Here is a 25612-nt window from a genome sequence, read left to right on the forward strand (position 1 = left end):
CTTGAGGAAAGAGCGCCGAAGAAAAAGCGTTTGTGTTCGACAATCGCATGGCCGGTTACTCGACAAACCGGACACCCGAGTGTCCGATCGCCGATGCATGTGAACGGCGGGCTGTGGCCGACCGCTGCCCGACGTGGTCGGCTGAATCTGCAACCTGGTTAGCGCCGTTCGTAGATAGGGACTTGTTCCGCTTTATTCCCCGTGTCAGACGCTGCGTCCAGCGTGCTTCTCTTCGATTGCGGGAAACCAGTAGTGAACCCGCCTTCCGCTTGGAAAATATGCGTCTGGATCAAGGAGTGCCAAGTCACGCCAGTCCGCAGCGCGTATTGCCAGCGCGCGCGCTGTGAAAGCGGCAATCGCGGCGTCATACATATGATCGCCCGGCCCCCGCTGCTGGATGCTTCTTCCGAAATTGAGAGCCTCCGGCCAAACCTGTGTCAACGCTTTGGGGTGAGCCTCGGTGATGATGGCACTCGGCCAGTCCAAGGCTGCCTTATGGGCAACCAACGCTCCCTGGATGAGGCAGGCTCCCCGCAGTGAATTCACGTGGCCAACTGTTCCGCCGTGTCCGCCTGCGTTGCAGACTAATTTGCGAACGGCTCTATCAGCCTCTCTATCGTTTCCGTCAGTCCAGAAAAGCGGCGCGTCAACTCCGACTGCAGATGGCTCTGCGGAGAGGGATTCGTTAGCTCGGTCGATTGCCTCGGTGGCGCAGCTTACAACGTCTCCAACTATGCGAATTACGGTATTGCCTTCAAACTCAATTACACACCAGCCGAAAGCATGCTTGCCTCCAGGGTCGAAGCCGACACACAGCATTTGTAGTCCAATATCGTCAAATATTAATTCACGGCGGAATAGTTACGGTCCGCATTGTCCTCTCGGAGGCCAGACGCTAGGGCGTCGCGCCCGCTTGCAGGGCTTTCCCGCGGGTTCTCGAATTTCGTGCCATTGCACAGCGCCACCGGCGTTCTTGCGTTCCCGCTGGACTGCGTGCGGACGTTCGCATCGCTCCTGCACGCGAGCACGGCAAGTTCGGGAATAACGGTAACGGCCGTCATCGTATCAGCCCGATGCGGCTCGCGCACCGGCGGCGCAGCAGGCCGGGTGGGCATAGGTTGTTGGCCGAACGCTGCGCGGTGTCCGAGTCGGACAATGGCCTCTGGCGGAGCCTCCGATGCAAGAGGCATATCCCGAGTACAAAAAGCCCGGCGCGCGGACGGGCTCGGGGTCCACCGGATTTCCGGTAGAGCTACCTCAGGCCGACGTGCGCGGTGCGAATCGACTTCATGAGCGCGTCGGGCACAGGGCGATCAAAGGACAAGCAGCGGTCAATCACCTGGGCATCCGATGCCGACAGCGTGCCGGCCGCGAGCATGGCGCTGGCAGCGCCGATCACCTGCGATTTCGTCAGCAACTTGGGCTGCTTCGGCGCGTGGCCTTGCAGCTTCGCGATCATCTCCGGGGGCGGCATGTGGCCCAGCGCGAGATGCGTGGCGCAGTGGTTCGCTTCGGCGGCCGTAATCGCGCCAGCCGCGAGGGCCTTGTGGCAGGCGGCCTCAATTTCCTGCGCCGTAAACGTGCGCCTGGGCTTCGCAACCGGTGCTTCGATGTGCGTTGCGCCGAGCACGCTATCGGTCGGCATTGCCTTCGTGAGCGCGCCCATGCTCTTGCGAAGCGCGGCGTGCGCGCCCTTCGTGTTGACGACCGGGGTGCGGCGCAGGTCGCGCATCGCAGTCACCATGTCGTAATCGCTCGACTGGCCGAAGTCGCCAGCAGCGCCATACCATTTTGCCATCGTCGCGCCGCCGCGCGATTCGGCGTGCAGGCTGTCGAGGTGGGTCTTCAGTTCTTTGAAATTCACGGTACTGCTCCTATTCGCCCTAGGGCGCTTACGGTTGTGATGCTGCGGAATCAGTTCGAGCAGGCTGCTGCGACGCGCGCAAGCAGGTCGCGAGGAAGTTGCTTCCCGAGGGACAGGTGCGAGCACACCGATTTGGCGTCGGTCGGCGAGAGGCGTCCCGCACTGAGCGCGGCTTCGAGTGCGCCGAGGTCGATTGCCTTCGGCGCTTCGGCGTCGTATGAGGCATCGAGCACATCGGGTGAGCCCGCGCCGATCACTTTCATCGGGTTCGCGGGCGGTGTGGTCTTGTTGTGCTGCATGTGCCGCATGACGTGCTGATAGTGGTGCTCGGCCATAGCCTTCTCCGGTTCGTCTATATCCAAATTCTCCCGTCACGATGCGGCTGCGCTGCGCATGGTGCGAATGGCGCGCTTGCGCTCGCTTGCATCGAAAGCAGTCGTGACGCGAAAGTGGGCCCATCGAAGCAAACGGCGCGAATGGCGCGAATGACTCACCAACCGGAGGTATGCAGCGTGACCGATACCGTGACCGGGCAGGGTGCCGACCTGATCTCGATCGGCGAAGTGGCTGCAATTCTGTCCGTATCAAAGACCACCGTGGCACGTTTCGCCGCGGACAAAGACGCAGACTTTCCGAAGGCGTTCGCACTGAATGCCAAGACAAAGAAGTACAGCAGGACGGCCGTGCTCGCATGGCTGCAATCAAAACAGGAGCAGTGATGACGACGACCGCGAAACAGAACCGCAGCTCGAAGGAGGCCGCAACCATGCCGAAGACGCCGAAGACGCTCGCACAATTGGAGGCGCAGGCGCAGGACGTTCGCGCGAGCCTCGCCGTATCTCTTGTCAAGGGCGACGCCACGGCATCCCTGCGCGAGTTCCTGGTCGAGCTGGAGGCGCAGATTGCGGCCGCGCGCCAGCACTCAGAGGCCGAGCGCGCACGCGCAGCGGTGGAGCAGGCCGCGCAGGTCAAGTCGGACGCCATCCGCAAGTTCGAGGAGGCGCATCCTGTCGCTGTGCGCCTGATCGCTGAAGCTGCGGAGCGAAGGATGCGCCGCAGTGAAGTATTCGCTATCTAACCAACGAGAGGAATCTTTCGATATGAACGAGCAGAACATGGGCGCGCAACTCAAGAATCTCGCGCTGAACGTCGATGCCGCAGACGCCAAGGCTACCGAAGTGGCAGCGAGGCACGGCACGGTCGCCGATCAAGCACAGACGCTGCGTGCGCGCATCGCGGAGGAACGCGCGAAGGCTGCGAAGGCCGTAGCCGACTACCGCGCAGGTGTTATCGACGTGGGCGTCGCCGGTGTCATTCAGAAGGCCGCCGAACTTGACATTGCTGACCTAGAGAAGTTGCTGGCGTCCGAGTCCGAGAAGCTCTCGGCGCTGGGGAGCGAACTTACTCGCGCGAATGCAGATCTCGTCGGCGCACAGAACGCGTTCCGCGATGCAGAGACGACCATTGCGTGCAATGCTTTCGACCTGCAAATCAAGGCGCTGGAGCGCAGGCTCTGTGACGCGCTGGTTGAACGCTACGGCATGCGTCACCGCGCAAGGAACACGCTTTGGGACGTCTGGGCGCCGTCGCAGGAACTCAAGGATGCGGTCGAGAAGCAGACGCTTCCGATCCGCAACTAACTCGGTATTGCAGCGCAAACCTGCCTAAACCTCAATGCAGGCCGCTTAGCGCGGCCGCCTGACGAACAAACCCACAATCGTTCAACTGCCGGGGTAATCGTGAACGTCAATATTCGCAATCCGAACATTCAAGTGCTGCTTCACAAAGTGGTGACGCGCACGAGCGCGACGGGGAATGTCTCGGCGACGACTGGAAGCGGCGCGCCGACGGCTTTTTCGTCATCGTCTACCTCGTCGTCCACTTCGTCACTCGCCGGACCACCGAGCCAAACCGACTCGACCTCGAATATCTACGACCTGACTTCATGGCTCGGCGAGCACTCCGTCGTGCGCGTGCAGAAGTCGGTGAGGGACTCTGCGGGCGTTTTCTCGATCGAGTTCGTTGATCAGCTTACGAGCGGGCTTCACGACACGCTTTACGCGCTTATCGAACCTATGGATATGTTCGAGATCCGATTCGCCAGCAACGCCTACCAGTATTCGGGCGCGCAGGGGCAGCAGTTTCCGATCATGATGCGCGGCTTTGTTTCTGACATCGAGCGCAGTCAGGTCATGGGCTCAGACGGCAAGCCGCGCAACACGGTGCACGTGAGGGGATTTGACTACCAGAAAATCCTGCAGATCATCCAGATTTTCAACATGCCGGCAACGCCGGACGTTGCGAACCTGATCACATCGTTCCCGCTGTTTTCGAAATGGGGGCCCGAGTTGAATGTGCAGGATTCGACGGACTTCGTGCTGCGGGTTTTCAATCAGGTCGTAAATAAGTACATCTCGGAAATGCAGGCCGCTGGCGCGACCTCGGGCGCGGCGCTACTTGAAGTGGCGACGGATATTCAGGTGCCCAGTGCGCTCATGTCGGTGCAGCTCGGCGCCTTTCCCGCTGGCAACCTACAGCAATTCATGGAGGCGTATCTCGACATAGGCCCCTTCAATGAATTCTTCATCGAGGACCGCGATGCGGGCGCTTGGGGTCCCGCTGGACCGTATGCCGTCTATCGCCCCACGCCGTGCCTTGGCGCGGTCTCGCGCGCCGCGCTGCAGCCGATTCAAACGTCCGTAACGACGGGCGTGAGCACGGATAGCCAACTCTATCCGACGGCAAACATGGTCTCTATCACAACCGACTCGGTCATTGCGATCACGCAGCGCCGTTCGGATGCTGGCGTCGCAAATTATTTTTGGGTGGACGCGCCGCGCTTCAGCATGAACTACGACGACCTCACGCGAATGTATGCGGGCTACGCCACGCAGCAGGGCGCGGTCCCTTACTACATTCAGAACTACCAGAACGTCAACCCGGCGCTGTACGGCCTGCGGAAAATGGAAGTCTCGACACAGCAGGGCAGCATCAACGAGACGAACGCTGGAAACGGCACCCCGGCTGGCGACGACCGCTGGAATAATCAAGCGGCGTTCCTGAGTTGGATCGACGACCGCCGTAATCTCCTGATCGCACTAAATCAGGATAACGTAATTTTTGAGAGCGGCGTTCTCCGATTGGCTGGATATGAACGCATCCGCGCCGGGAGTTACGTGAAAATCCGCTTTGGTGCGACGCCTGACAACCCGGGCGGCTATATCCAGTCCCTCTACTACGCGCATAGCGTGACGCACGTTTTCGAGCCGTACGGCAACTACCTGACCGAAGTCGAGTATGACCGCGGCACGAATGTCGCCGACCGTATCACGCAGGGCAATACCGGCGTGTCGCCGTACTATGCAGAAAGAATCTCGTGGAGCAATTCGCAATGACCGCTCGCGTCACTTCGCTCGCACCTTCGGGGACCGCCTGTACTGGATGGCTCGACGCCGACGCCGCGGGGAAAGAAGTCGTGACCTGGGAATGAGTACGTGGTCACAGGGACCGCAACTCCGCTTACCGCGCTTCGCCCCCTCTCGAAGGGGGCTTTCTTTTGGTTCTTCCCAGATTCCCGGGGAAGGGGCGCTTGACCATCGTTCGGGCACACATTCCTGAATGTCGGCTCCGATGATGGCCTGACTAGAAGCTATGTGGGGGAGCAGCGGCAGTAAACCCGACTGGAGTAAACGGGATTTGCACACTCGCTTTCTCCGAAGGAGTACGCGAATGGACGCGTCTGACATAGCCCTCCACGGGCAGCATCCGACGCAGTCCCCTCGTCAGATTCGGCGGCCCAATGAATGGAAAAAGCCCGGTCCAAAAGAACCGGGCTGTATGTCGTTCGTCCGCCCTCGGTTAGACCATACGCAAGCGCTTTTGTCTGACGAATTGGCGCAACCAATGCTTCGCGCGTCGCGACATCCGCGACTAGCAGCGTGCCTCAGTGCGTAACCGCGTACATGATCGATGCAGCAACCGTTACAGAAGCAGCGATCACCGCACCAAGTCCGACCCGGCGAACAATGCGCTGGCCAGCTTCGTAGCTGGCCGCTTCGTAGCGGCGCTGCTCGCGCCGGCGCCTACGCTCGTCCTGATAAAGCTCGTTGGTGTATTTTTCCTTCAGCGCGTCGCGCATCTTCGCGTGATCGGCTACCGAATGTCCACTCATAGACACCTCTCAACTGACTTTGCCATGAACAATAGCAGCCAAAGGCAATGTTAGCACGCACAGTGCAACCGATGAAAAGAATGCAGGATAGCCCGTGATCAATCCCTTGCCTGCGGCCTTGTTTCTCTCCGGATCAACTGGCGAAACCGACCCGACGGCCGCGACCAGTCCAGACATTGCTGCGAGGAATAAGAGCGCCAGAACGTAGAGCAACATACTAAATGACTGATGCTTCACCAGCCACTTGGTCACCTCTATCACGGAGCCCACGACCCACCCCACTGAAACAAAGCCGAGTTGGCCGTTTCGGAACGACGCCGTGTAGCTGATCTTAATTTCTGTGGACCCGAGGAGTCCCTTAAGAAAGTGCATCAGCAGCATTCCAAACACTGGAAGAAATATGCCAAACACAATGTTGGAGATGATCCAGCCACCCCAGTTTAGAGTCCTCGTCAGTTCGTCGCCGCTCATCAGACCCCCGTCGCAAGTTGAAGATTCCACTTGCGTCGCTCAGTTCACTGCGCTGATCCCGCTTTCATTTCGAATGGGCGTCGGTGATGAACATATTGTCCTGAAGGTATGACAAATCCCCGACAACTTTGAGCGCTCGCATAATGGTCTCCGAAGGCGCCAAAGATATCACAGGGACGATTAATGTATGTCTGCTTGCGCCTATAGGAGTGCCTTTCCGGGCAATCTGCGAAGAATCTCTCTTTTGGCCGATTGGTGGTGTTCAGTGCTTCGCACCAACCAATCTTGCGACCACGTCGGCGAGCATGGCTTCGATCGTCGGTTTGATCGCGTCCTCGGGCTCGCCGTTCTCGACCGACTGCATCATCTGCACGAGTTGTGCCGCCATCCATAGCCCAAGTGCTGCTCCTGGGTCGCCCGTCTGCTTCGTCTCCTCGGGCAGCAGATAGCGCCAGTACGCCGCGCCGTGCACGGTGAGCGCGAGCGCGGCGCTGAGTGCTCCTGCGTCGTGGTCGATCGTTTCAAGAGGGTTACCGGCGCCGGGCTCGCCAGCATGGAAGGCGGCGCGCAGAAACAGAACGCGTGCCGCGAAGCCGCGCACGAGCTGCTCGACCTCTGCGTCGTCTATGAGAGTGGGGCGGCGGCGCGCGGGTGCCTCATGCCGGTCCATACGGCCTCCCGAGCAGCGCGTCGCGCAGGTGCACGCAGGCGGTGTCCATCTCGTTGGCCAGGATTTTTTCGGCGTACCACAGGAACGCGGTGCGGATGCCCGCCCGGATATCGCCGTCGATGCGTAGCGCGAGCATGACATGCTGGGCGAGCGCCATGCCGTCGTCGTCTGGTTCGTGCCCGATGATCGCACCGCTCGCGCGGCGGCATTCGAAATCGAGCGTCGCCATGAAGTCGGCGGCGCGCGGCGGCTCCATTGCACCGATCGCCCGTGTGGCGAACTCGTCGATCACCTTCTGAACGTGCTGCTCGTCCATCGCTGCTCCCAGTTGCAACGCGATCAATGAGTTATGGCGGTGGTGGCTTCAACGATTTGCGAGCGCCCATTGCTCGGGGATGCGAAGCCATGCTTCACGATTGATGCCCCGATTAATCGGACTTGGGTGCATGGACTTGATGACACGAATCCATTTCGGAATGATCTCCTCGGCCTTATGCGCAGTCTTGCCGACTAAGATGATCGTTTCGAGCTTTGGGAGCAGTTCAATCAGATTGAGAACCTCTGCGCGGCCTTCCTTTTCCTCGGCTCGGGTAAGGTCGCGGGTCCTGTTCCACCCAGGTACGGCATTCCACAACAGCGTCCGGCTGCGCGAAACACCGGCCTGCTCGAAAAATCGCGACGTGGCGGCGGCTGTCTCGTCATTGTTGTCCCGGCTGATGAAACCTGAGCCTATGCGCTGGCCGTTCGGGTTCGTCATCCGGCCCGGCTTCTCCATTAAGACCAAAATATCCGCGTGGATGCCGCCGTCAAGCGGGTCCATATCCGGGAAGTACCATTCGTTCCCTGCTTTGGATCGCAGGTCTTGAACGTATTCAACGAGCGGTCTCATGTGAGACTGCGTGAGCATCGCGCGGCGGCTCTCTACTGCGGCCGGATCGCGCAGGCACTTTATGGTGGCGTTCATGGCGAATTTATCGTCGATATGGCTGTTGCCCATGCGTGCTCTATCGGTATCGCGTTCCGCCCGAGGAGCTTCAGCCAGGCTCTGGACTTGCAATGCAATCAATGGCTTACGGCCAGAAGTGCCTCAGCAGCACCGTCGCGAGCACAACGGCGACGCCCCACGCGTACAGTCGCAGCGTCATGCGCCGCTCGAATCCTGCGAGCGCATCGCTCATTGTGCGATCCTTCATGACGACCTCCTTGTTTGAGCGCGAGCGGCCCGGGCCTTCAGTAGGTGTGGCCTTCGCGCACTCTGCCGGGAAAGATGTGCAAATCCTGTCTGCCATGCCTGCCGGTATCAGTTCCGTGCGCGTCGATTGCTGCTTCCCCGTGCAGAATTTAGGTGATCCTACCCTGTAACGGCCCTAAGCGGTTGATGGTTGTTTAGGGGCGCTGGTTCGAGTCCGGATGGGGGCCTCGAACGCGCGCAGCGATTCAGCTAAGCGAAGTTTTTACGAAAAAAATGGTAGTAGCCTTGCGCAGAAAGGGTCCGTATTTCCGGTCCCCGGCACCAGAGGTCTTTTGAGATATTATTCCAGCGAATTCCGCGGGATCCCAGGAACCCGTGATTGCTTGACGCTTCGCGGGTTTTTTTATTTGCACGGCTAACGCCGTGCGGGCGCACGAAGGTATCTGGCGACGACGAAGGGAAAAACGGGAAAGGGCGGGAGAAAACCGCTGCAGCCGCGCAGAATGGCGGCGCGAGGATCAGTCGGGCGCTGCGCCGCAACAAGGCGCTTGCGCACTCAACGACTACCGATTTTCCCCGTCAAAGGATTAATTAGCTTTGCGAATCCGAACAATGCCGCGATGCCCAAGGGGCAGGCGATGAAGAATGCGGTCAACATGACTCGGCCCCGAACGTAACAAAATGTATCGTCAGTCTAGCGCGGTCATGCGGTTTGGGTATCAGGGGGAACGACAACAAACTATTGCGCTATCGCGAGCAATTGGATCTGCAACGGCGGGCGAACAGGCTGCAACGCCCGTTTGGCGCGGGGGGCGAGAAGACGGTGCGGACTCCATCAGATGCAGTCGAAGATGACTTCTACTGTCTGGGACGTCACGCCGCGCAGGCCTTCGCTGTGGATCTCCACCGTGTGCAACTGCTTCTTCTGTTTTTCACAGTAGTCTTCGGCTTCGCTGAGCCCGGCCGCGCGCACGTGGTTCCACGAAACCAGATCCCAGCGCGCGCGGCTCGTGACGGTGAGATGGCCATCCTGTCTCGAATTGACGGCCGTCACCGATGTGCACGCCGCCAGCATGCTGACTCCAAACAGCAGGATGTAACCTTTCATGGATTCTCCGTGGTCCGCGAGCATTCTCGCCGCCAACCAGGGGAATTGGCAACCCAAAGCGATGCGCCGCGGCGCGCCAGGCTTGCTTGATGCAGTGGGACGCCGCCACGCCGCGGTTTCATAAAATACCGTCACGGCCGGCTGACCGCGCGACGCGGGCGCCGAATCGATGAATGATCGGCCCAGGTAACCCGGGCGGCCATGGACATAGAGGTTTGCGACGCCGGGCGTATAACCCTGCTCAGCCGAATGGCGTACGGCGTCGGGCGGGTTGATCATGGGCGCGCTCCGGCGGCGGGTCCGCGAGCCCGGCAGCACGCGCCGCGCCGTTGAACGGCGCCCGCGCCGCGAAACCCGCCTGGGCGGTCGCGGCGCGCCGGGTGCTCAGTCGTGGGCGATCAGGTCGCCGACTTGACCCTGGCCCGAAACGAGGCAGGAAGACAGGAAGTTTTCGCTCTGCGCGCTTGCGCCGCGTTCGCCGAATCCGCGCACGAGTGCTTCGGCCTTCACGAGTGCGGAGCCCTGGGCACAGGTAAGCGAGCCGGCCTCGTGAGCCTGCACACGTGTCATGGCACGATTCGCGAGGAGGAGTGCGAGGACGATGACCACACCCACATTGAATGCTTGTCTCATGATTTCGTCTCCTTGTGCATTGAGACTATCTCAGCCGTTCGGCGTCCGAATCCAGGAGTTTCCCGGCGATGCACTGCAGCACATGTGGCGCGCAAAAACCCGCTTTCATGCAACCTGAGTAATGCTTCGGCATCCTTCGCTTGCGACCGGCGCGCCGCCGCGCCTTAAGCCGCGCGGCACGGTAAAAAAGCGCCTGTACGCGGGGCGGGGCGCTGCGTCGCAACAATGCCGCGACGCGTCAGATTCGACGTCTGCTAACAAATGTAGCCAGGTTGTGCGGCGAGCCGGACGTGGCACGTCGACACAGTGTGTTTTTGCACAACGCGCCGCCTCGGCAAGACGGCGATCCGGGGTGTGCTCAACGTGTCTTGAAATGCGGTGGGGCTTCCTGCAAGATCGACGTCCGATCCCCTTTTCCTGTGCGAGGTAAACCCATGCAGTTGATCGGCATGATGGATTCCCCCTATGTGCGTCGCGTCGCGATTTCGCTCCATGTGCTTGGGTTCGAGTTCGAGCACCGCAGCATTTCGGTATTCCGGCAGTACGACGAATTTGCCCAGATCAATCCGGTCGTGAAGGCGCCCACCTTTATCGACGACGACGGCACCCAGTTGATCGACTCGACGTTGATCCTCGACTACCTGGACCGCAAAGTGCCCGCCGCGCGCAGGCTCATGCCGGAGGAGACGCAGGAGCGGACCTTCGCGCTGCGCGTGAACGGTTTCGCGCTCGCAGCCATGGAAAAGACGGTGCAGCAGGTCTATGAGCGCCAGTTGCGCCCCGCCGAACGCCAGCACGAGCCATGGTTCGAGCGCGTGAACGCCCAGATGCATGCGGCCTGGGCCGTGCTCGACCAGCTCGTTGCGGGCCGCGACGGCTGGCTGTGCGCGGGCCGCATCACGCAGGCGGACATCACCGCGGCCGTTGCGTGGCGCTTCAACCAGTACATGCTGCCCGGTTGCGCTGATCCCGCCCGATATCCGGCGGTTGCCGCGCTATCCGCGCGTACCGAGACGCTGCCGGAATTCGTTGCCACGCCCCTCGACTGAAGCGCGCCCGCGCGGCCGGGACTCGCGCAAACCACCCTGCGGCGGGGCCGCGCGCAATGCCCGGCGGGCACGGCGGCCGCGCCGCCGCACCCTCTGTCTTCGCAGTCGTTTCGATTGTTTGCGATTTTCGACAAGTGACTTCGCTGGCGGCCCATTTATCGACGTACCCCGCATTCCTACAATGACAACCATTGAATGACCTTGCGTCAGGAGGACGCGGGGCATGCAGTGGGAGCGGTCATGAAATCCTTTATCGAACGACAGTTATATCAGTCAGCATTGGTCCTGCCGATGGTGGACCTGATGCAGCTGATGGTGTCGCACGACTTCAACATGGGGCAAGTCGGGCTGATGATGGCGACGCGCGGCGCGCGCGCCGCATTCCTGCGCTCGCGCGAACTCTGGAACGCGGGCCATGGAGAGTCTGCGGCCACGGATTGCGTGCACTGATGATCTATTGGATGCACGCGCACGGATTTCTCCAACTTTAACGACTGGATATCCAGTCACAGATTCACCGAACGCCTGACGCAAGCGAGTCTTCGTTCGCCGATCCCCCTGACGCGCAGCGGCTTCGCCCGTTTGCTGTTGTGACGTCACCCTGTGAGCCGCCTCGACGTGCGAGGCGGCTCTTTTTTTGCGCGTTCGTTTCCGTTCGCAATACACGCCGATGCGCACCCGGTTTGCAGAATCACGCTGCGGGCGATGGCCATGCGTCGCGCGTAAGATGGCGCGATCGGCCGCCTTTGGCGACCCGCGGCTCCATTCGCGTCAACGGCAAAGGAGGGCGACATGGCACAACGTTTCGATGCGATCGTGATCGGCACGGGGCAAAGCGGCCCGCCTCTCGCGGTGCGGCTTGGCGAGAGCGGCCGCAAGACCGCGGTGATCGAGCGCGCGTCATTCGGCGGGACCTGCGTGAACGTGGGCTGCACGCCGACCAAGGCTTATGTCGCCTGCGCGCGTGCAGCCCACGTCGCGCGCCATGCGGCGGACTTCGGCGTGCAACTCGGCAAGGGCGCGCAGCCCGGCGACGTGCGCGTCGACCTCGCGGTCGTGAAGGCGCGCAAGGAACGCATCATCGGGGCGTCGCGCGATGGTGTCGAGCAGTGGCTGCGCCATGCGCCCAACGTCAGCGTGTTCAACGGGCACGCGCGCTTCACGGGCGCCCATACGGTGCGCGTGGCTGCGCACGACGGCGCGCAGATCGATCTCGAAGCGCCCGAGATCTTCATCAACACGGGCACGCGCGCGCAGATTCCTGCCATGCCCGGCATCGATACGATCCGCTACGAAACCAACTCGACGCTGCTTGCGCTGGAGCAATTGCCCGAGCATCTGGCAATCTGCGGCGGCAGCTACGTCGCGCTCGAATTCGCGCAGATGTTCCGCCGCTTCGGCAGCCGCGTGACGGTGCTCGTGCGCGGGCGGCGCGTGCTCGCGCGCGAGGACGAGGATTATTCGCGCGCGGTACAGGAGGTGCTCGCCCGTGAAGGCGTGGAATTCCGCTTCGGCGCAGAGCCGCGCAGCGTCGCACCGCTGGATGGCCAGGCGGGCGTTCGCGTCGTGCTCGACAGCGGACCGCTCGACGTTTCGCATCTGCTGTTCGCGACCGGGCGCCTGCCGAACACGGACGATCTGGGGCTGGACGCGGCGGGCATCGAGCGCGACGCCCACGGGCTCATCGCCGTGGACGGCGAGTTGCGCACGCGCGTAGAGGGCGTCTGGGCGCTCGGCGACGTGAATGGCCGCGGCGCTTTCACGCACACGTCGTACGACGACTTTCAGATCGTCGCGGCGAATTTGCTGGACGGCAAAATGCGCAGCGCCGACACACGCATTCCCGCCTACGCGGTGTACGTCGACCCGCCGCTTGCGCGCGTCGGCATGAGCGAGCGCGAAGTGCGCGAGCGTGGCAAACCCGCGCTCATCGCCACGATGCCGATGTCGCGCGTGGGCCGCGCGCGCGAACGCGGCGAGACGGACGGCTTCATGAAGGCGCTGGTGGACCCGCAGACGCAGCGTATCCTCGGCGCGGCGATCTTCGGTATCGAGGGGGACGAGGCGATCCACACGTTCATCGACACGATGACGGCCGACGCGCCCTATACGACGCTGCAATACGCGATGCATGTCCACCCGACCGTGAGCGAGCTCGTGCCGACCTTGCTCGACGGCCTGAAACCGCTCGAATGAGCGCATTTGCATGAACGAACCGAACACCGCCTCATTCGGCAATCTCTTCGCAGGCATCGACCGCGACGCCAGTGAAGAGCGCTTCGATACGCTCGTTTCGCGCGACGGGGTGGTGATCGAGCGCATCGTCTCCACGGGTCAGGCGAGCCCGCCGGGTTTCTGGTACGACGACGCGCGCGAGGAGTGGGTCGTGCTTCTTGCCGGCGCGGCGACGCTGGAATTCGAGGACACGGCTGTGCCGCCGCGACGCCTGCTGCCCGGCGACTATGTGCACATTCCGGCGCACTGCCGGCATCGCGTCTCGTGGACCGATCCGAGCGTGCCGAGCGTGTGGCTCGCGGTGTATATCGGCGCAGCGGCCGCCGAGGGCGGCGGCAAGGCATGAGCGCGGCGATAATCGGCAGGACTCAACCGGAACGCCACGTCATGTCCGCGAAACATCCGCTACGTATCGCACTGGTTGCCGACACGCACAACCTGCTGCGTCCGGAGTTGCTCGCCTTCGTCGAGGGCGCGGATGCCATCGTGCATGCGGGCGACATCTGCGAAAAGCGCGTGCTCGACACGCTCGCGGCCATCGCGCCGCTCACCGCCGTGCGCGGCAACAACGATCGTGGCTTGTGGGCCGACGCGTTGCCGGTGCAGACTACCGTCGCGCTGGGTGGGATCCGGCTCGCGGTGGTTCACGAACTGCCCGACCTGCAGGGCGATCCCGCAGCCGACGGCATCGCTGCTGTCGTGAGCGGGCATTCGCACAAACCCGCACTCGAAACGCGCGCAGGCGTGCTGTACGTGAACCCCGGCAGCGCGGGGCCGCGCCGCTTCAGGCTGCCGATCTCGGCGGCAATGCTGACGATCGGCAGCCAAGGCGTACTGGACGTCGAGCACGTCAATCTCGTCGAATAGCCGTCAGTGAGCGCCAGAACAAAGGCCAGCACGAAGCTGGCCTTTTTGCGTTGCAGTGGTGCCGTATCAGGCGCGCACGGCATTGGCGACGGCGTATTCCTCGTCGAGTTCGCGCGCGAGACGCACACCGCGCAGCACCGCATGCGCTTCCGCCCTGGTGCTCACGCTCGGCGCGGAGCCCGGCAGCGGGCGGCGCGCCGTTTCATGCAGCGCCAGTACCGAGACGATGCCGATGACGGCCGCGCCCATCAGGTAGTACGCGGGCATCATGAGGTTCTGCGTGTGTTCGACGAGCCATGCCGCCACGAGCGGCGTGGTGCCGCCGAACAGCGACACCGACACGTTGAAGCCGATGGCGAGCGCGCCATAGCGGATCGCGGTCGGGAACAGCGCCGGCAGCGCCGAGGGCATCACGCCCGTGAAGCACGAGAGCAGCGCGCCGAGAATCAGGAGACCGAAAAACACCGGCACGAGCGAGCCCGTCTGGATCAGCGTGAGCGACGGGATCGACAGCAGGATCAAGCCCACGCAGCCCGCGAGCATCACCGGCTTGCGGCCCACGGCGTCGGAGAGGCGGCCGAACGCGAGCGTCATCGGCATCATCAGCACCATCACGATCAGCACGAGGAAGAGGCCGTGCGTCTCGTTGAAGTGCAGCGTCGCCGAGAGGTAGCTCGGCAGGTACGACAGCGCCATGTAGTCGGTCACGTTGAAGATCAGCACGAGACCCACGCACAGCAGGAACGGGCGCAGATGCTGCGTCAGCAGCGAATGCAGCGTGAGCTTCGGGCGCGTGTGCTCTTCGGCTTCGCGCAGCTCCGCTTCGCGCTTGAACGCGGGCGTTTCTTCGAGCTTCATGCGGATATAGAGGCCCACGAGGCCGAGCGGACCCGCGATCATGAACGGCACGCGCCAGCCCCAGTCGAGCAGCTGCTGGTGCGAGAGCACGGCGGTCAGCACGGCAACCGTGCCCGCGCCGAACACGTAGCCGATCAGCGTGCCGAACTCGAGGAAGCTGCCCATGAAGCCGCGGCGCTTGTCGGTGGCGAATTCGGCGATGAAGGTCGCGGCGCCCCCGTATTCGCCGCCGGTCGAGAAGCCCTGAACGAGGCGCGCCACGAGCAGCAGCGCCGGCGCGGCAATGCCGATCGACTGGTACGAGGGGATCAGGCCGATGGCGAAGGTGCCGCAGGCCATCATGATCATCGTCATCGCGAGCACGCGCTGGCGGCCGATGCGGTCGCCGAGCGGCCCGAACACCATCCCGCCGATCGGTCGCACGAGGAACGCGGCCGCGAATGTGCCGAACGTGGCGATGAGCTGCGCCGAAGCGCTGCTCGACGGGAAGAACACCTGGCCGAGCGTGACGGCGATGTAGCTGTACACGCCGAAGTCGAACCATTCCATGGCGTTGCCGAGCGCCATGGCGCCGACGGCGCGTTTGAGGAGGCTGTTGTCGACGATCGTGATGTCGTCGAGGGTGAGGTCGGTCTGGGCCGACGCGCCGGAAGTGGAAGCGGTCAAGGTCTGCATCTCCAATGACTGCGACGGACCCACGCGGGCCCGCCACGGTTGCCGGAGAGTGCCGTTTCGCGATAGCGGCGACATTTCGCGCACGGCACGCCGCGTGACGTCGGAGACGAAGGCGGGCCGATGCTGCATCGCACAAGGCGAGCGGCGCACGAAAGCAAAGCTGAAGTGTCGCGAAACGACACTCGGACAAATTGTGTTTAACGTTGCGCCTGCGTGGCCGTGGATGGGGGGCAGGGCGCATGAGGACGCCGGACCGGCACGGGGTGCCTTGGGGTTGCCTGGTCTGAGCGCCGCTGAAACGAAAAAGAAGCCCGCGTGGCGGAGCGTTCCTTTTGTCATATGCGCATTCGGGATAATGGCGTCTTGGGGCGCCGTGCCGAATGCAATTGATGGCTAATGCCTGTTGAACGAGGCCACATATTAGCACGATAGCGAAAGATAGCGCAAACCCCACTATCTGCAAAGATTCGGGGCGCGGGCTGCAAGCCCCGTGCGGCGGGGGATTGCGCGGTTTCGATGGAACCGTTTCCGCGGCCCGGAAAACGCATGAAGTGCATAAAAAAACCGCGCCGGGGGCGCGGTTTTGCGAGGGATTGGACGGCTTTTTTTGCCTGCCAGTGCCAGATCCCGGTGCGCAGCGTAAGGCTTTAGCCTTCGGTCGGCGGCACGTAGCCCGAAGCCTGGTCGGCGCCTTCGCCGAAGAAGAACTTTTCCGTCTGCTTCATCAGGTACTGACGCGCGCGCGGATCGGCCATGTTCAGGCGGTTTTCGTTGATCAGCATGGTTTGCTGCTTGAGCCACTGCTGCCACGCTTCCTTTGAGACGTTTTCATAAATGCGCTTGCCGAGATCGCCCGGCAGCGGCGGAAAGTCGAGTCCCTCGGCTTCCTTGCCGAGCTTCGCGCATTGGATCATACGGGCCATGCTGTGCTTCTCCTGTAGTCGTATGTGAGGTGGGCGGCGCCGCTCAGAGCTGTTTCATCAGCACGAGCGATTTGCGCTGCCAGTTGTAGAGGCGGCGGCGGTCTTCGGGCAGGTCGTCCACCGTTGCCTTGACGAAGCCGCGCTTCAGGAACCAGTGTTCGGTGCGGGTGGTGAGCACGAAAATGCGTGTGAGGCCGCGCGCCCGTGCGCGCTGCTCGATGCGGCGCAAGAGGCGTTCGCCGTCGCCGGAGCCCTGCGCTTCGGGCGAGACCGTGAGGCACGCCATTTCGCCGATGCGCTCCTGCGAATACGCGTACAGCGCCGCGCAGCCGAACAGCACGCCATCGTGCTCGATCACCGAGAAGTGGTCGATGTCGCGCTCGATCTGGTGGCGCCCTCGCCGCACGAGCGTGCCGTCGGTTTCGAGCGGCTCGATCAGCGTGAGAATGCCGCCGACGTCGTCGGGCGTGGCTTCGCGCAGACTTTCCAGATTCTCGTACGAGATCATGGTGCCCACGCCGTCGTGCAGGAACAGTTCGAGCAGCACGCTGCCGTCGAGCGCGTAGGGAATGATGTGCGCGCGGCCCACGCCGCCGCGGCAGGCGCGAATGGAGTGCTTCAGATAGAAACCCTCGTCGCCGAGCACCGTGCCGCCTTCCTGCAGCTTGTAGGCGTCGTCGAGCGACAATTCGCGGATCAGCTCGCCTTCCTCGTCGATGAGCCCCTGCGTTTCCGTGAGGAAAATGATCTTGTCGGCGCGCAGCGCAATGGCCGCCGCCGAGGCAACGTCTTCCATCGACAGATTGAACGCCTCGCCCGTGGGCGAAAATCCGAGCGGCGAGAGCAGCACGAGCTTGCGGCTCGCGAGCGAGTGGCGGATCGAATCGGCGTCGATCTTGCGCACGACGCCCGTGTGCTGGAAGTCCACGCCGTCGAGAATGCCGACCGGCCGCGCCGTCACGAAATTGCCCGACACCACGCTGATATGCGCGTGCGCCATTGGCGTGTTCGGCAGACCCTGGCTGATCGCGGCCTCGATATCGAGACGCACTTCACCGGCCGCTTCCTTCGCCGATTCGAGCGCGCGGGCGTTGGTGATGCGCATGCCGTGCGAGAACTCGGACTCGACGCCATGCAGGCTCATCTGCTCCTCGACCTGTGGGCGCGAACCGTGCACGAGCACGATCTGGATGCCCATGGCCTGCAGGAGCGCGATGTCGGCGACGAGCGCGTTGAGCAGGTTCTGGTGCACGACCTCGCCGCCGAAACCGACCACGAACGTCTTGCCCTGGAACGCGTGGATGTAGGGCGCGACCGATCGCATCCAGTCGACGAACTGCGCGTGCTGCGCCATGAGCTGCGAGTTGGAATCCGCAGCGGCGGCGCAGGCCGGCGCGCTGGCGGTGGCGGGGACGAGGTCGGTTTGGGAATTCATGCCCGGGATTATAATGCGCCCCCATGTCGAATGTACCCAAAAGACCTGCCTCGGCGCAGGGCAGCAACACCCCGGCCGGGAAGCAAACAGCGCAGGACGGCGCGAAAGCGAAGAGCGCGTCGCAGAAGTATGGCGGCGGGCAAAAACCCGCGTCGTCGGACAAGCTTGCCGCGCTCGCGGGCGGCGGCGCGCGCGCGCAGGACAAGCGTGCGGCGCAGACACAACCGCAGACGCAACGGCAGACGCAACGGCAGACGCAACGGCAGACGCCGCCGCGCGCACCGCGCACGAACGTCGAGCCGAACAAGATCCCGCCCGTCACGTTCCCCGAAGCGTTGCCGGTCTCCGGCCGCCGTGAAGAGATCGCGCGTGCGATTGCGCGGAATCAGGTCGTGATCGTGAGCGGCGAAACCGGCTCGGGCAAGACCACGCAGCTGCCGAAGATCGCGCTCGCGCTGGGCCGCGGCCTCGGCGCGGGCGGCACGGGCCTGATCGGCCATACGCAACCGCGCCGGATTGCGGCTTCGGCCACCGCGCGGCGCATTGCCGACGAACTCAATACGCCGTTCGGCGAAGTGGTCGGCTACAAGGTGCGCTTTACCGACAATCTCTCGCCGGGCGCCTCGGTCAAGCTCATGACCGACGGCATTTTGCTCGCGGAGACGCAAACCGATCCGCTGCTCAAAGCCTACGATACGATCATCATCGACGAGGCGCACGAGCGCAGCCTGAACATCGACTTCCTGCTCGGCTATCTGAAGGAGATTCTGCCGCGCCGGCCCGATCTGAAGCTGATCGTGACGTCGGCGACCATCGACGCCGATCGCTTCGCGCGCCACTTCGGCAGCGAGGCAAAGCCCGCGCCCGTGATCGAAGTGAGCGGGCGGCTGTACCCCGTCGAGGTGCGCTATCGCCCGGTGCAGGAAGACAGCCCGGCGGTGAAGAATGCGCAGGGCACGACGGGTCGCGAAAAAGGCGCGAAGTCGCAACGCGACACGGATCGCGACCTGATGGAGGCCATCGTCGATGCGGTCGACGAACTCTGCCGCGAAGGCTCCGGCGACGTGCTCGTGTTCCTGCCCGGCGAGCGCGAGATTCGCGACGCTGCGCAAGCGCTGCGCAAGCATCATCCGCCGCACACGGAAATCCTGCCGCTGTTCGCGCGGCTTTCCGCGCAGGAGCAGGAGCGCGTATTCAAGCCGTCGAACGCCCGCCGCATCGTGCTCGCGACCAATGTGGCCGAAACGTCGCTCACGGTGCCGGGCATCCGCTACGTGATCGATACGGGCCTCGCGCGCGTGAAGCGTTATTCGTATCGCAACAAGGTCGAGCAGCTGCAGATCGAGCCGATTGCGCAGGCGGCGGCGAACCAGCGCGCCGGCCGTTGCGGGCGCGTCGCGGACGGCATCTGCATCCGGCTTTACGAGGAAGCGGATTTCATCGCGCGGCCGCGCTTCTCCGATCCGGAAATCCTGCGCTCGTCGCTCGCCGCCGTGATTCTGCGCATGAAGTCGCTGCATCTCACGGCGATCGAGACGTTCCCGTTTATCGAACCGCCGCCGGGCCGCGCGATCGCCGACGGCTATCAACTGCTCAACGAACTCGGCGCCGTGGACGACGACAACGCGCTCACGCCGCTGGGCCGCGAACTCGCACGCCTGCCGCTCGATCCGCGTGTGGGCCGCATGATTCTCGGCGCACGCGACGAGCAGGCGCTGCGCGAAGTGCTCATCATCGCGAGCGCGCTTTCGGTGCAGGATCCGCGCGACCGGCCGATCGAGGCGCAGGAGCAGGCAGACCAGGCGCATCGCCGGTTTGCCGACGAGCGCTCCGAGTTTCTCCAGTGGCTCAGGATCTGGGCCTGGTTCGAAGAGGCCGTCGCGCACAAGAAGTCCAACCGGCAACTACTGGATGCATGCCGCGCGAATTTTCTGTCGCACTTGCGTCTGCGCGAATGGCGCGACGTGCATTCGCAATTGCTGACGGTGGTGCGCGAGCATGGCTGGCGCATCAACGAAGCCGACGCGACCTACGAGCAGATCCATCACGCGCTGCTCACGGGCCTGCTCGGCAATATCGGCCTGAAGGCCGACGACGAGCCGCATTACCTCGGCGCGCGCGGCATCAAGTTCCACCTGTGGCCGGGCTCGGCGCTCGTGAAGAAGGCGGGGCGCTGGGTCGTGGCCGCGGAGCTTGTCGAAACGAGCCGCCTCTACGCGCGCTGCATCGCGAAGATCGAGCCCGAGTGGCTCGAGAAGGTGGGCGCCCATTTGCTGAAGAGGTCGCTCTCCGAGCCGCATTGGGAAAAGCGCGCGGCGCAGGTGAGCGCATTCGAGCGCGGGGTGCTGTATGGCCTGCCGGTGTATCAACGCCGGCGCGTGGCGTTCGGCAAGCAGGACCCGGCGCGTGCGCGCGAACTCTTCATTCGCGGCGCGCTGGTGGAAGGCGAATTCGACACGAAGCTGGCGTTCTTCGCGCACAACCGCAAACTGCTCGCCGATATCGAGCAACTCGAACACAAGTCGCGCCGCCAGGACGTGCTGGTGGACGACGAGCTGATCTACGGCTTCTACGATCAGGCGATTCCCGAAAGCATCTATTCTGGCACGTCGTTCGAACGCTGGTATCGCGACGAGGTGCGCAAGGGCGGACAGCCCGAGGACAAGCTGCGTCTCCTGTACCTCTCGCGCGACGACCTGATGCGCCACGAAGCGGCGGGCGTGACGACCGACCTGTTCCCGAAGCGCATGACGATGTCGGGCGTGGCGATGGCGCTCACGTATCACTTCGAGCCGGGCTCGCCGCGCGACGGCGTGACGCTCGCGGTGCCGCTCTACGCGCTCAACCAGGTCGACGCGCGCCGCTGCGAATGGCTCGTGCCGGGCATGCTCAAGGAGAAGGCGCAACTGCTCCTGAAGTCGCTGCCGCAGAAGTTGCGCCGCCACTGCGTGCCGCTGCCCGAGTACGCGGCTGGCTTCGCCGGGCGTGTGGGCGGCGAGCGTTTCGGCGGGGGCGGCCTGCTGGAAGCGCTGATCGCCGACGTGCGCGAGCAAAAGCAGGTCGCCCTGAAGTCCGCCGACTTCAAGCTGGAGACGCTGCCCGCGCACCTCTTCATGAACTTCAAGGTGATCGACGAGCACGGCCGCCAGCTCGCGATGGGCCGCAACCTCGCGCAACTGCGCGCCGAACTCGGCGCGCAGGCGCAGCAGCAATTTCAGAAGCTCGCGAGCGCGACGGCGCTCGCCGCGCTCGAAACGCACGCGCAGGGCGGCGAGGCAGCGCAGAACGCGCAGGCCGAGCGCGTGGCGGGCAACAACGCGCCGCCAAAGGGCAACGCGCCGCATACGCCCGTGCCGGGCGACGCCGCGCCTGCCACCGCGCTCTACGAAAACCTCACGACGTGGAATTTCGGCAAGCTACCCGAACTACTGGAAATCCGCCGCGGTGGACAGACGCTGTTCGGCTATCCGGCGCTCGTCGATCGCGGCACGCATTGCGATGTCGAAGTGTTCGATTCGCCGGAGGAGGCCGCGCGTATTCATCGCGCGGGGCTGCGTCGATTGTTCGCGCTGCAGCTGCGTGAGCCGATCCGCTACCTGGAGAAGAACCTGCCGGGCCTGCGCGAGATGGCGATGCAGTTCATGGCGCGCGCCACACAGGAGGAACTGCGCGACCAACTGGTCGAACTCGCGCTCGACCGCGCCTGCCTGCAAGACCCGCTGCCCGACGACGACGCGAGCTTCCACGCGCGCAAGGACGAAGGCCGCGGACGTCTCTCGCTGCTCGCGCAGGAAATCGCGCGTCTGGTGGGGCAGATTCTCGCGGAATACACGTCGTTGGCCAAAAAACTCGTGCAGGCCAAGGCCTTCGGCGCGCCGGCAGCGGACATGCAGGCGCAGGTCGACGCGCTCATCAGCAAGCGCTTCATTCTGGAGACGCCCTATGCGCAGCTCGTGCATTTTCCGCGCTATCTGAAGGGCGTCGCGCTGCGCATCGACAAGCTGCGCGCCGACCCTGCACGCGACGCGCGCCAGGCCGCCGAATTCCAGCCGCTCGCGCAGCAGTACCAGCGCGCGCTTTCGCAGCGTGGCGGCGTGTTCGATCCGCGACTTGCGGAGTTCCGCTGGCTGCTCGAAGAACTGCGCATCTCACTCTTCGCGCAGGAATTGCGCACACCGATGCCGGTTTCGGTCAAGCGCCTCTACAAGGTTTGGGAATCGATGCAGCGATAACGCGTATTACGGGCCATAACAGGGGGCAGTCGTGTTCGAAAGAGGGGCGCTTAATTGCGTCTCTTTAATGTGTCAAGGGCACTACGTCAACCTTGCGTGCAGGTAGACGTTCTACAATCACGAATCTGCCCGGGAACGATTCTTCATGCCGAACGACAACACCTTTAGCCGCACCGCCGCCAAGGCCGCAACGTTTGCGCTCGCTTGCGCAGCGACCGTTGCCACTTTCGCCTCCACGGCCGCCTACGCGAACAACATCATCGTCCTGAATTCGGGTGAAGCCACGCTGAGCCTCATCGACGACAAGACGCACGAAGTCGTCGGCACCGTGCCCACCGGCAAGGAACCGCATCACCTCTTTCCCACGCCGGACAACACCTCGCTGATCGTCGCGAACTCGGTGTCGAACAATCTCATGTTCGTCGATCCGAAGACCGGCAAGCCGCAGCGCTGGATCGAAAACGTCGAAGACCCGTACCAGCTCGGCTTCTCGCCCGACCGCAAGTGGTTCGTCACCACGGGCCTGCGCCTCGACCGCCTCGATATCTATAACTACGCGGGCGGCAGCAACATCACGCTCGCCAAACGCCTGCCGCTCTCGGCCATGCCGAGCCACCTGGCGTTCACGAACGACAGCCGCACCGTGTTCGTTTCGCTGCAGGTTTCGGGCGAAATCGCGGCGGTCGATCTGCCGACGCAGAAGGTGCTCTGGAAGATGAAGGTCGGTGCCGCACCGGCGGGCCTGTGGCTCACGCCCGGCGACAAGTATCTGCTCGTCGGCATGACGGGCGCCGACTACGTGGCGGTGGTGGACTGGCGCAACCAGAAGATCGTCAAGACGATCGAGGTGGGCAAGGCCGCGCACAACTTCCGCTCGCTCGTGGACGGCCGCCATGTGCTGGTGTCGAGCCGCGTCGCGAACGTCATCAGCATCATCGACGAGGAAACGCTCGAAAAGACCGGCGAGATCAGCGGCCTGATGCCCGGCCCCGACGACATGGAACTCACCGCCGACAAGCGCTACCTGTGGGTGACGTTCCGCTTCGCGAAGCACATCGGCCTCATCGACATGCAGACGAAGAAGCTCATCAAGACCATTGCCGTGGGCCGCTCGCCGCATGGCATCTACTTCTACGATCGCGCGCCCGTCACGGCGCCGAACGGGGCTTAAGGCGACGGGACGCGCATGGATACGGTGGCGTCGTTGCTGGCCTTCGTCGCGCACGCGGGGCAGTCGGTGGTCGCGTCGGCGGACGACCTCGTCTCCTGGCTGCAAACGCTCCTCTACATCGACCTCATTCAGCCGCTGCTCTTTCACGTCGGCATGATGGACGTGGACGAAGACACCTACGACGCGCTCTACTGGGTGATCGTGGGTCTGCTCGAAGTGGGCCTGATGTATGCGCTGCTGCGCCCCCTCGAAGCGCTCGTGCCCGCGCAGAAGTGGCGCGACCGCAAGGGCGTAGGCGTCGATGCGCTCTACACGTGGATCACGCGCCTCGGCATTCTGAACCTGCTGTTCTTCTTCACGGTGCAGCCGTTCTTCGACCGTGCGCAGAGCGCGCTGCGGCTCATGGGCGTGAAGACGGTGGACCTCGACAATCTGTGGCCGGGCGTGACCACGCAGCCGCTCGTGGCGTTCGCGATCTACCTCGTGGTGCTCGACTTCTTCAGCTACTGGTATCACCGGCTTTCGCATCGCTACGGGGTCTGGTGGGAGCTGCACGCCGTGCATCACAGCCAGCGCAAGATGTCGCTCTGGTGCGATGACCGCAACCACCTGCTCGACGTGATCGGCCAGTCGTGCATGTTCGCCGCCGTGGCGCTCGTGATCGGCGTGCCGCCCGCGCAATTCGTGGTGCTCGTCGCGCTCACGAACTTCGTGCAGAGCGTGCAGCACGCCAATATTCGCGTGCATTTCGGCTGGCTCGGCGAGCGGCTCGTGGTGAGCCCGCGTTTTCACCGCCGCCATCACGCCATCGGCTACGGCCACGAGGGCACTCACTATGGCTGCAACTTCGGCGTGCTGTTTCCCTGGTGGGACATGCTGTTCGGCAGCGCGTCGTTCAATCGCGAGATCGAGCCCACGGGCATTCGCGACCAGCTCGAAGGCGTGAGCTATGGCGAAGGCTTCTGGGCGCAGCAGGGTTATGCGTTTGCCCGTATCGCGCGGCGCCTGCGTTCGCATTCCCGCGCCGCCGCTAGCGCGCCGGCCGAGGCGCGCGACGACGCCACCGTGACCTGATTGGCCGGCGCGGCGTACACGCGCGTCCTGGCGCTTGCTCGCACCCGTCTTACCCGCCATGCGCGCGGTGGTTTATGCTGTCGGCTTGGTCGCACCGATTTCGCCGACACCGTGTTCTCTACCCGTCCTCTTCGCCGTATTCCGCTCGCATGAATGACCTGTTGCGCTCGTTCGGACGCGCGCTCGCGAGCGTGTTCCATCCCGCCATGCTGCTTCTCACCTTCGTGCCATTTCTCGTCGCGGCGGCAGTGTGGGGCGCCGTGCTCTATGTGTTCTGGCAGCCGCTGCTCGACCTGATGCGTGGCGCGCTCGCGAACTGGCCGTCGACGGCCTACCTCTATCACCTCTTCGACGCGCTCGGCTTCGGCTGGCTGCGCGCGACGATCGCGCCGTTTCTCGTCATCATCCTGACGATTCCGCTCATCGTGATCACGGTGCTGCTGCTGATCGTCGCGATTTCGATGCCGCGCGTGATCCGCCATCTTTCGAAGCGCCAGTACGGAATGCTCGAGATGCGGCGCGGCGGCATCTGGTACGGCAGCCTGTTCTATTCGCTCGTGACGACCGTCGTCTGCCTGATTGTGATGATCGTGACGCTGCCGCTGTGGCTCATTCCGCCGTTCTTCGCGCTCATTCCGCCGCTGCTGTGGGGCTGGCTCACGTATCGCGTGATGACCTACGACGCGCTCGCGCTGCACGCAAGCGTCGAGGAGCGCCGCGCGCTGGTGCGCAGTCACCGCCTGCCGCTGCTCGTGATCGGCGTGGTGAGCGGGCTGCTCGGCTCGCTGCCCACGGCGATCTGGGCCGTGTCCGCGTGGCTGCTGCTGTTCTTCCCGGTGCTCGCGGCGGTGACCATCTGGATCTATGCGTTCATTCTGGTGTTCACGGCGCTCTGGTTCGGGCACTACTGCCTGCGCGCGCTGCAGCGCATGCGCGCGCACGAAGTGCAGCAGGCGTCCGGTGACGCGACGATCGTGCACTAAC

Annotated in this window: 27 protein-coding genes; 13 read left to right on the plus strand and 14 right to left on the minus strand. The window is 63.5% G+C overall.

The features are described 5' to 3' along the window. Window positions 1–204: 204 nt before the first annotated feature. The 3 genes from BHE01S_RS39850 to BHE01S_RS13520 form a co-directional block, all read right to left on the minus strand. Window positions 205–819, minus strand: a complete 615-nt coding sequence (locus tag BHE01S_RS39850; protein WP_084068833.1) for a DUF429 domain-containing protein — start codon at window positions 817–819, stop codon at window positions 205–207. Window positions 820–1252: 433 nt separating this feature from the next. Further along, complete coding sequence (locus BHE01S_RS13515) at window positions 1253–1864, minus strand: hypothetical protein (RefSeq protein ID WP_042264758.1); 612 nt, start codon at window positions 1862–1864, stop codon at window positions 1253–1255. Between the two features lie 50 nt (window positions 1865–1914). Continuing rightward, window positions 1915–2199 carry a hypothetical protein gene (locus tag BHE01S_RS13520; protein ID WP_042264760.1) on the minus strand — a complete coding sequence of 95 codons (285 nt, stop codon included), beginning with the start codon at window positions 2197–2199 and terminating at the stop codon, window positions 1915–1917. Window positions 2200–2376: 177 nt separating this feature from the next. Between BHE01S_RS13520 and BHE01S_RS13525 the strand changes: the two genes are divergently transcribed. The 4 genes from BHE01S_RS13525 to BHE01S_RS13540 all read left to right on the plus strand — a co-directional run bounded on the left by BHE01S_RS13525 (window position 2377) and on the right by BHE01S_RS13540 (window position 5259). After that, a complete protein-coding gene (locus tag BHE01S_RS13525; protein WP_157025372.1) occupies window positions 2377–2583 on the plus strand; it encodes a helix-turn-helix transcriptional regulator in 207 nt (68 codons plus the stop codon). Then, a complete protein-coding gene (locus BHE01S_RS13530; protein WP_042264764.1) occupies window positions 2583–2942 on the plus strand; it encodes a hypothetical protein in 360 nt (119 codons plus the stop codon). The genes BHE01S_RS13525 and BHE01S_RS13530 overlap by 1 nt, the downstream gene beginning before the upstream one ends. A 22-nt stretch (window positions 2943–2964) precedes the next feature. Further along, window positions 2965–3504, plus strand: coding sequence for a hypothetical protein (locus tag BHE01S_RS13535; RefSeq protein ID WP_042264766.1), 540 nt, complete (start codon window positions 2965–2967; stop codon window positions 3502–3504). 99 nt (window positions 3505–3603) lie between these two features. Then, a complete protein-coding gene (locus BHE01S_RS13540) occupies window positions 3604–5259 on the plus strand; it encodes a hypothetical protein (RefSeq protein WP_042264768.1) in 1656 nt (551 codons plus the stop codon). Window positions 5260–5807: 548 nt separating this feature from the next. Here the strand turns inward: BHE01S_RS13540 and BHE01S_RS13545 are convergent. From BHE01S_RS13545 to BHE01S_RS13575, 8 genes are all read right to left on the minus strand, one after another. Beyond that, window positions 5808–6035 (minus strand): hypothetical protein, encoded by a 228-nt coding sequence (locus tag BHE01S_RS13545; protein WP_042264769.1) that lies wholly within the window; start codon window positions 6033–6035, stop codon window positions 5808–5810. A gap of 9 nt (window positions 6036–6044) precedes the next feature. Next, the gene (locus tag BHE01S_RS13550; protein WP_042264771.1) at window positions 6045–6506 is read right to left on the minus strand and encodes a hypothetical protein; all 462 of its coding nucleotides are present in this window, start codon (window positions 6504–6506) and stop codon (window positions 6045–6047) included. Between the two features lie 262 nt (window positions 6507–6768). Next, on the minus strand, window positions 6769–7176 hold the full coding sequence (locus tag BHE01S_RS13555; RefSeq protein WP_042264773.1) for a hypothetical protein: 408 nt from the start codon (window positions 7174–7176) through the stop codon (window positions 6769–6771). Continuing rightward, window positions 7163–7468: a hypothetical protein gene (locus tag BHE01S_RS13560; RefSeq protein ID WP_157025374.1), complete on the minus strand. Its 306-nt coding sequence runs from the start codon at window positions 7466–7468 to the stop codon at window positions 7163–7165. The genes BHE01S_RS13555 and BHE01S_RS13560 overlap by 14 nt, the downstream gene beginning before the upstream one ends. Before the next feature lie 72 nt (window positions 7469–7540). After that, window positions 7541–8173, minus strand: a complete 633-nt coding sequence (locus BHE01S_RS13565; RefSeq protein WP_084068835.1) for a uracil-DNA glycosylase — start codon at window positions 8171–8173, stop codon at window positions 7541–7543. Window positions 8174–8246: 73 nt separating this feature from the next. Continuing rightward, window positions 8247–8369: a hypothetical protein gene (locus tag BHE01S_RS39550; RefSeq protein WP_281177753.1), complete on the minus strand. Its 123-nt coding sequence runs from the start codon at window positions 8367–8369 to the stop codon at window positions 8247–8249. Window positions 8370–9203: 834 nt separating this feature from the next. Further along, window positions 9204–9755: a hypothetical protein gene (locus tag BHE01S_RS39095; protein WP_245639740.1), complete on the minus strand. Its 552-nt coding sequence runs from the start codon at window positions 9753–9755 to the stop codon at window positions 9204–9206. Between the two features lie 105 nt (window positions 9756–9860). Beyond that, the gene (locus tag BHE01S_RS13575) at window positions 9861–10109 is read right to left on the minus strand and encodes a hypothetical protein (protein ID WP_042264780.1); all 249 of its coding nucleotides are present in this window, start codon (window positions 10107–10109) and stop codon (window positions 9861–9863) included. 434 nt (window positions 10110–10543) lie between these two features. On the opposite strand from BHE01S_RS13575, the gene BHE01S_RS13580 reads away from it, so the two are divergent. The 5 genes from BHE01S_RS13580 to BHE01S_RS13600 all read left to right on the plus strand — a co-directional run bounded on the left by BHE01S_RS13580 (window position 10544) and on the right by BHE01S_RS13600 (window position 14260). Continuing rightward, a complete protein-coding gene (locus BHE01S_RS13580; RefSeq protein ID WP_042264781.1) occupies window positions 10544–11158 on the plus strand; it encodes a glutathione S-transferase family protein in 615 nt (204 codons plus the stop codon). 240 nt (window positions 11159–11398) lie between these two features. After that, the gene (locus tag BHE01S_RS13585; protein ID WP_042264971.1) at window positions 11399–11608 is read left to right on the plus strand and encodes a hypothetical protein; all 210 of its coding nucleotides are present in this window, start codon (window positions 11399–11401) and stop codon (window positions 11606–11608) included. 342 nt (window positions 11609–11950) lie between these two features. Further along, complete coding sequence (locus BHE01S_RS13590; RefSeq protein WP_042264784.1) at window positions 11951–13354, plus strand: FAD-containing oxidoreductase; 1404 nt, start codon at window positions 11951–11953, stop codon at window positions 13352–13354. A gap of 10 nt (window positions 13355–13364) precedes the next feature. Beyond that, window positions 13365–13739 (plus strand): cupin domain-containing protein, encoded by a 375-nt coding sequence (locus BHE01S_RS13595; protein ID WP_042264786.1) that lies wholly within the window; start codon window positions 13365–13367, stop codon window positions 13737–13739. A 41-nt stretch (window positions 13740–13780) separates the two neighbouring features. Next, window positions 13781–14260: a metallophosphoesterase family protein gene (locus tag BHE01S_RS13600; RefSeq protein ID WP_042264789.1), complete on the plus strand. Its 480-nt coding sequence runs from the start codon at window positions 13781–13783 to the stop codon at window positions 14258–14260. Between the two features lie 66 nt (window positions 14261–14326). Here the strand turns inward: BHE01S_RS13600 and proP are convergent, their stop codons facing one another. The 3 genes from proP to argA form a co-directional block, all read right to left on the minus strand. Then, window positions 14327–15793: a glycine betaine/L-proline transporter ProP gene (gene proP, locus BHE01S_RS13605; RefSeq protein WP_157025376.1), complete on the minus strand. Its 1467-nt coding sequence runs from the start codon at window positions 15791–15793 to the stop codon at window positions 14327–14329. 647 nt (window positions 15794–16440) lie between these two features. After that, window positions 16441–16716 (minus strand): oxidative damage protection protein, encoded by a 276-nt coding sequence (locus BHE01S_RS13610; protein WP_042264791.1) that lies wholly within the window; start codon window positions 16714–16716, stop codon window positions 16441–16443. Between the two features lie 43 nt (window positions 16717–16759). Then, window positions 16760–18151 (minus strand): amino-acid N-acetyltransferase, encoded by a 1392-nt coding sequence (gene argA, locus BHE01S_RS13615; protein WP_042264794.1) that lies wholly within the window; start codon window positions 18149–18151, stop codon window positions 16760–16762. Between the two features lie 23 nt (window positions 18152–18174). Between argA and hrpA the strand changes: the two genes are divergently transcribed. From hrpA to BHE01S_RS13635, 4 genes are all read left to right on the plus strand, one after another. Beyond that, the gene (gene hrpA / locus BHE01S_RS13620) at window positions 18175–22383 is read left to right on the plus strand and encodes an ATP-dependent RNA helicase HrpA (protein ID WP_042264797.1); all 4209 of its coding nucleotides are present in this window, start codon (window positions 18175–18177) and stop codon (window positions 22381–22383) included. A 145-nt stretch (window positions 22384–22528) separates the two neighbouring features. Next, a complete protein-coding gene (locus BHE01S_RS13625) occupies window positions 22529–23554 on the plus strand; it encodes a YVTN family beta-propeller repeat protein (protein WP_042264799.1) in 1026 nt (341 codons plus the stop codon). 66 nt (window positions 23555–23620) lie between these two features. Beyond that, a complete protein-coding gene (locus BHE01S_RS13630; RefSeq protein WP_042264973.1) occupies window positions 23621–24628 on the plus strand; it encodes a sterol desaturase family protein in 1008 nt (335 codons plus the stop codon). A 149-nt stretch (window positions 24629–24777) separates the two neighbouring features. Beyond that, entirely contained in the window at window positions 24778–25611 is an 834-nt protein-coding gene (locus tag BHE01S_RS13635) for an EI24 domain-containing protein (RefSeq protein WP_042264801.1), read from the plus strand. The last annotated feature ends 1 nt before the right edge of the window (window position 25612 follow it).

The sequence above is a fragment of the Paraburkholderia heleia NBRC 101817 genome (assembly GCF_000739775.1).
Classification (GTDB): Bacteria; Pseudomonadota; Gammaproteobacteria; order Burkholderiales; family Burkholderiaceae; genus Paraburkholderia; species Paraburkholderia heleia.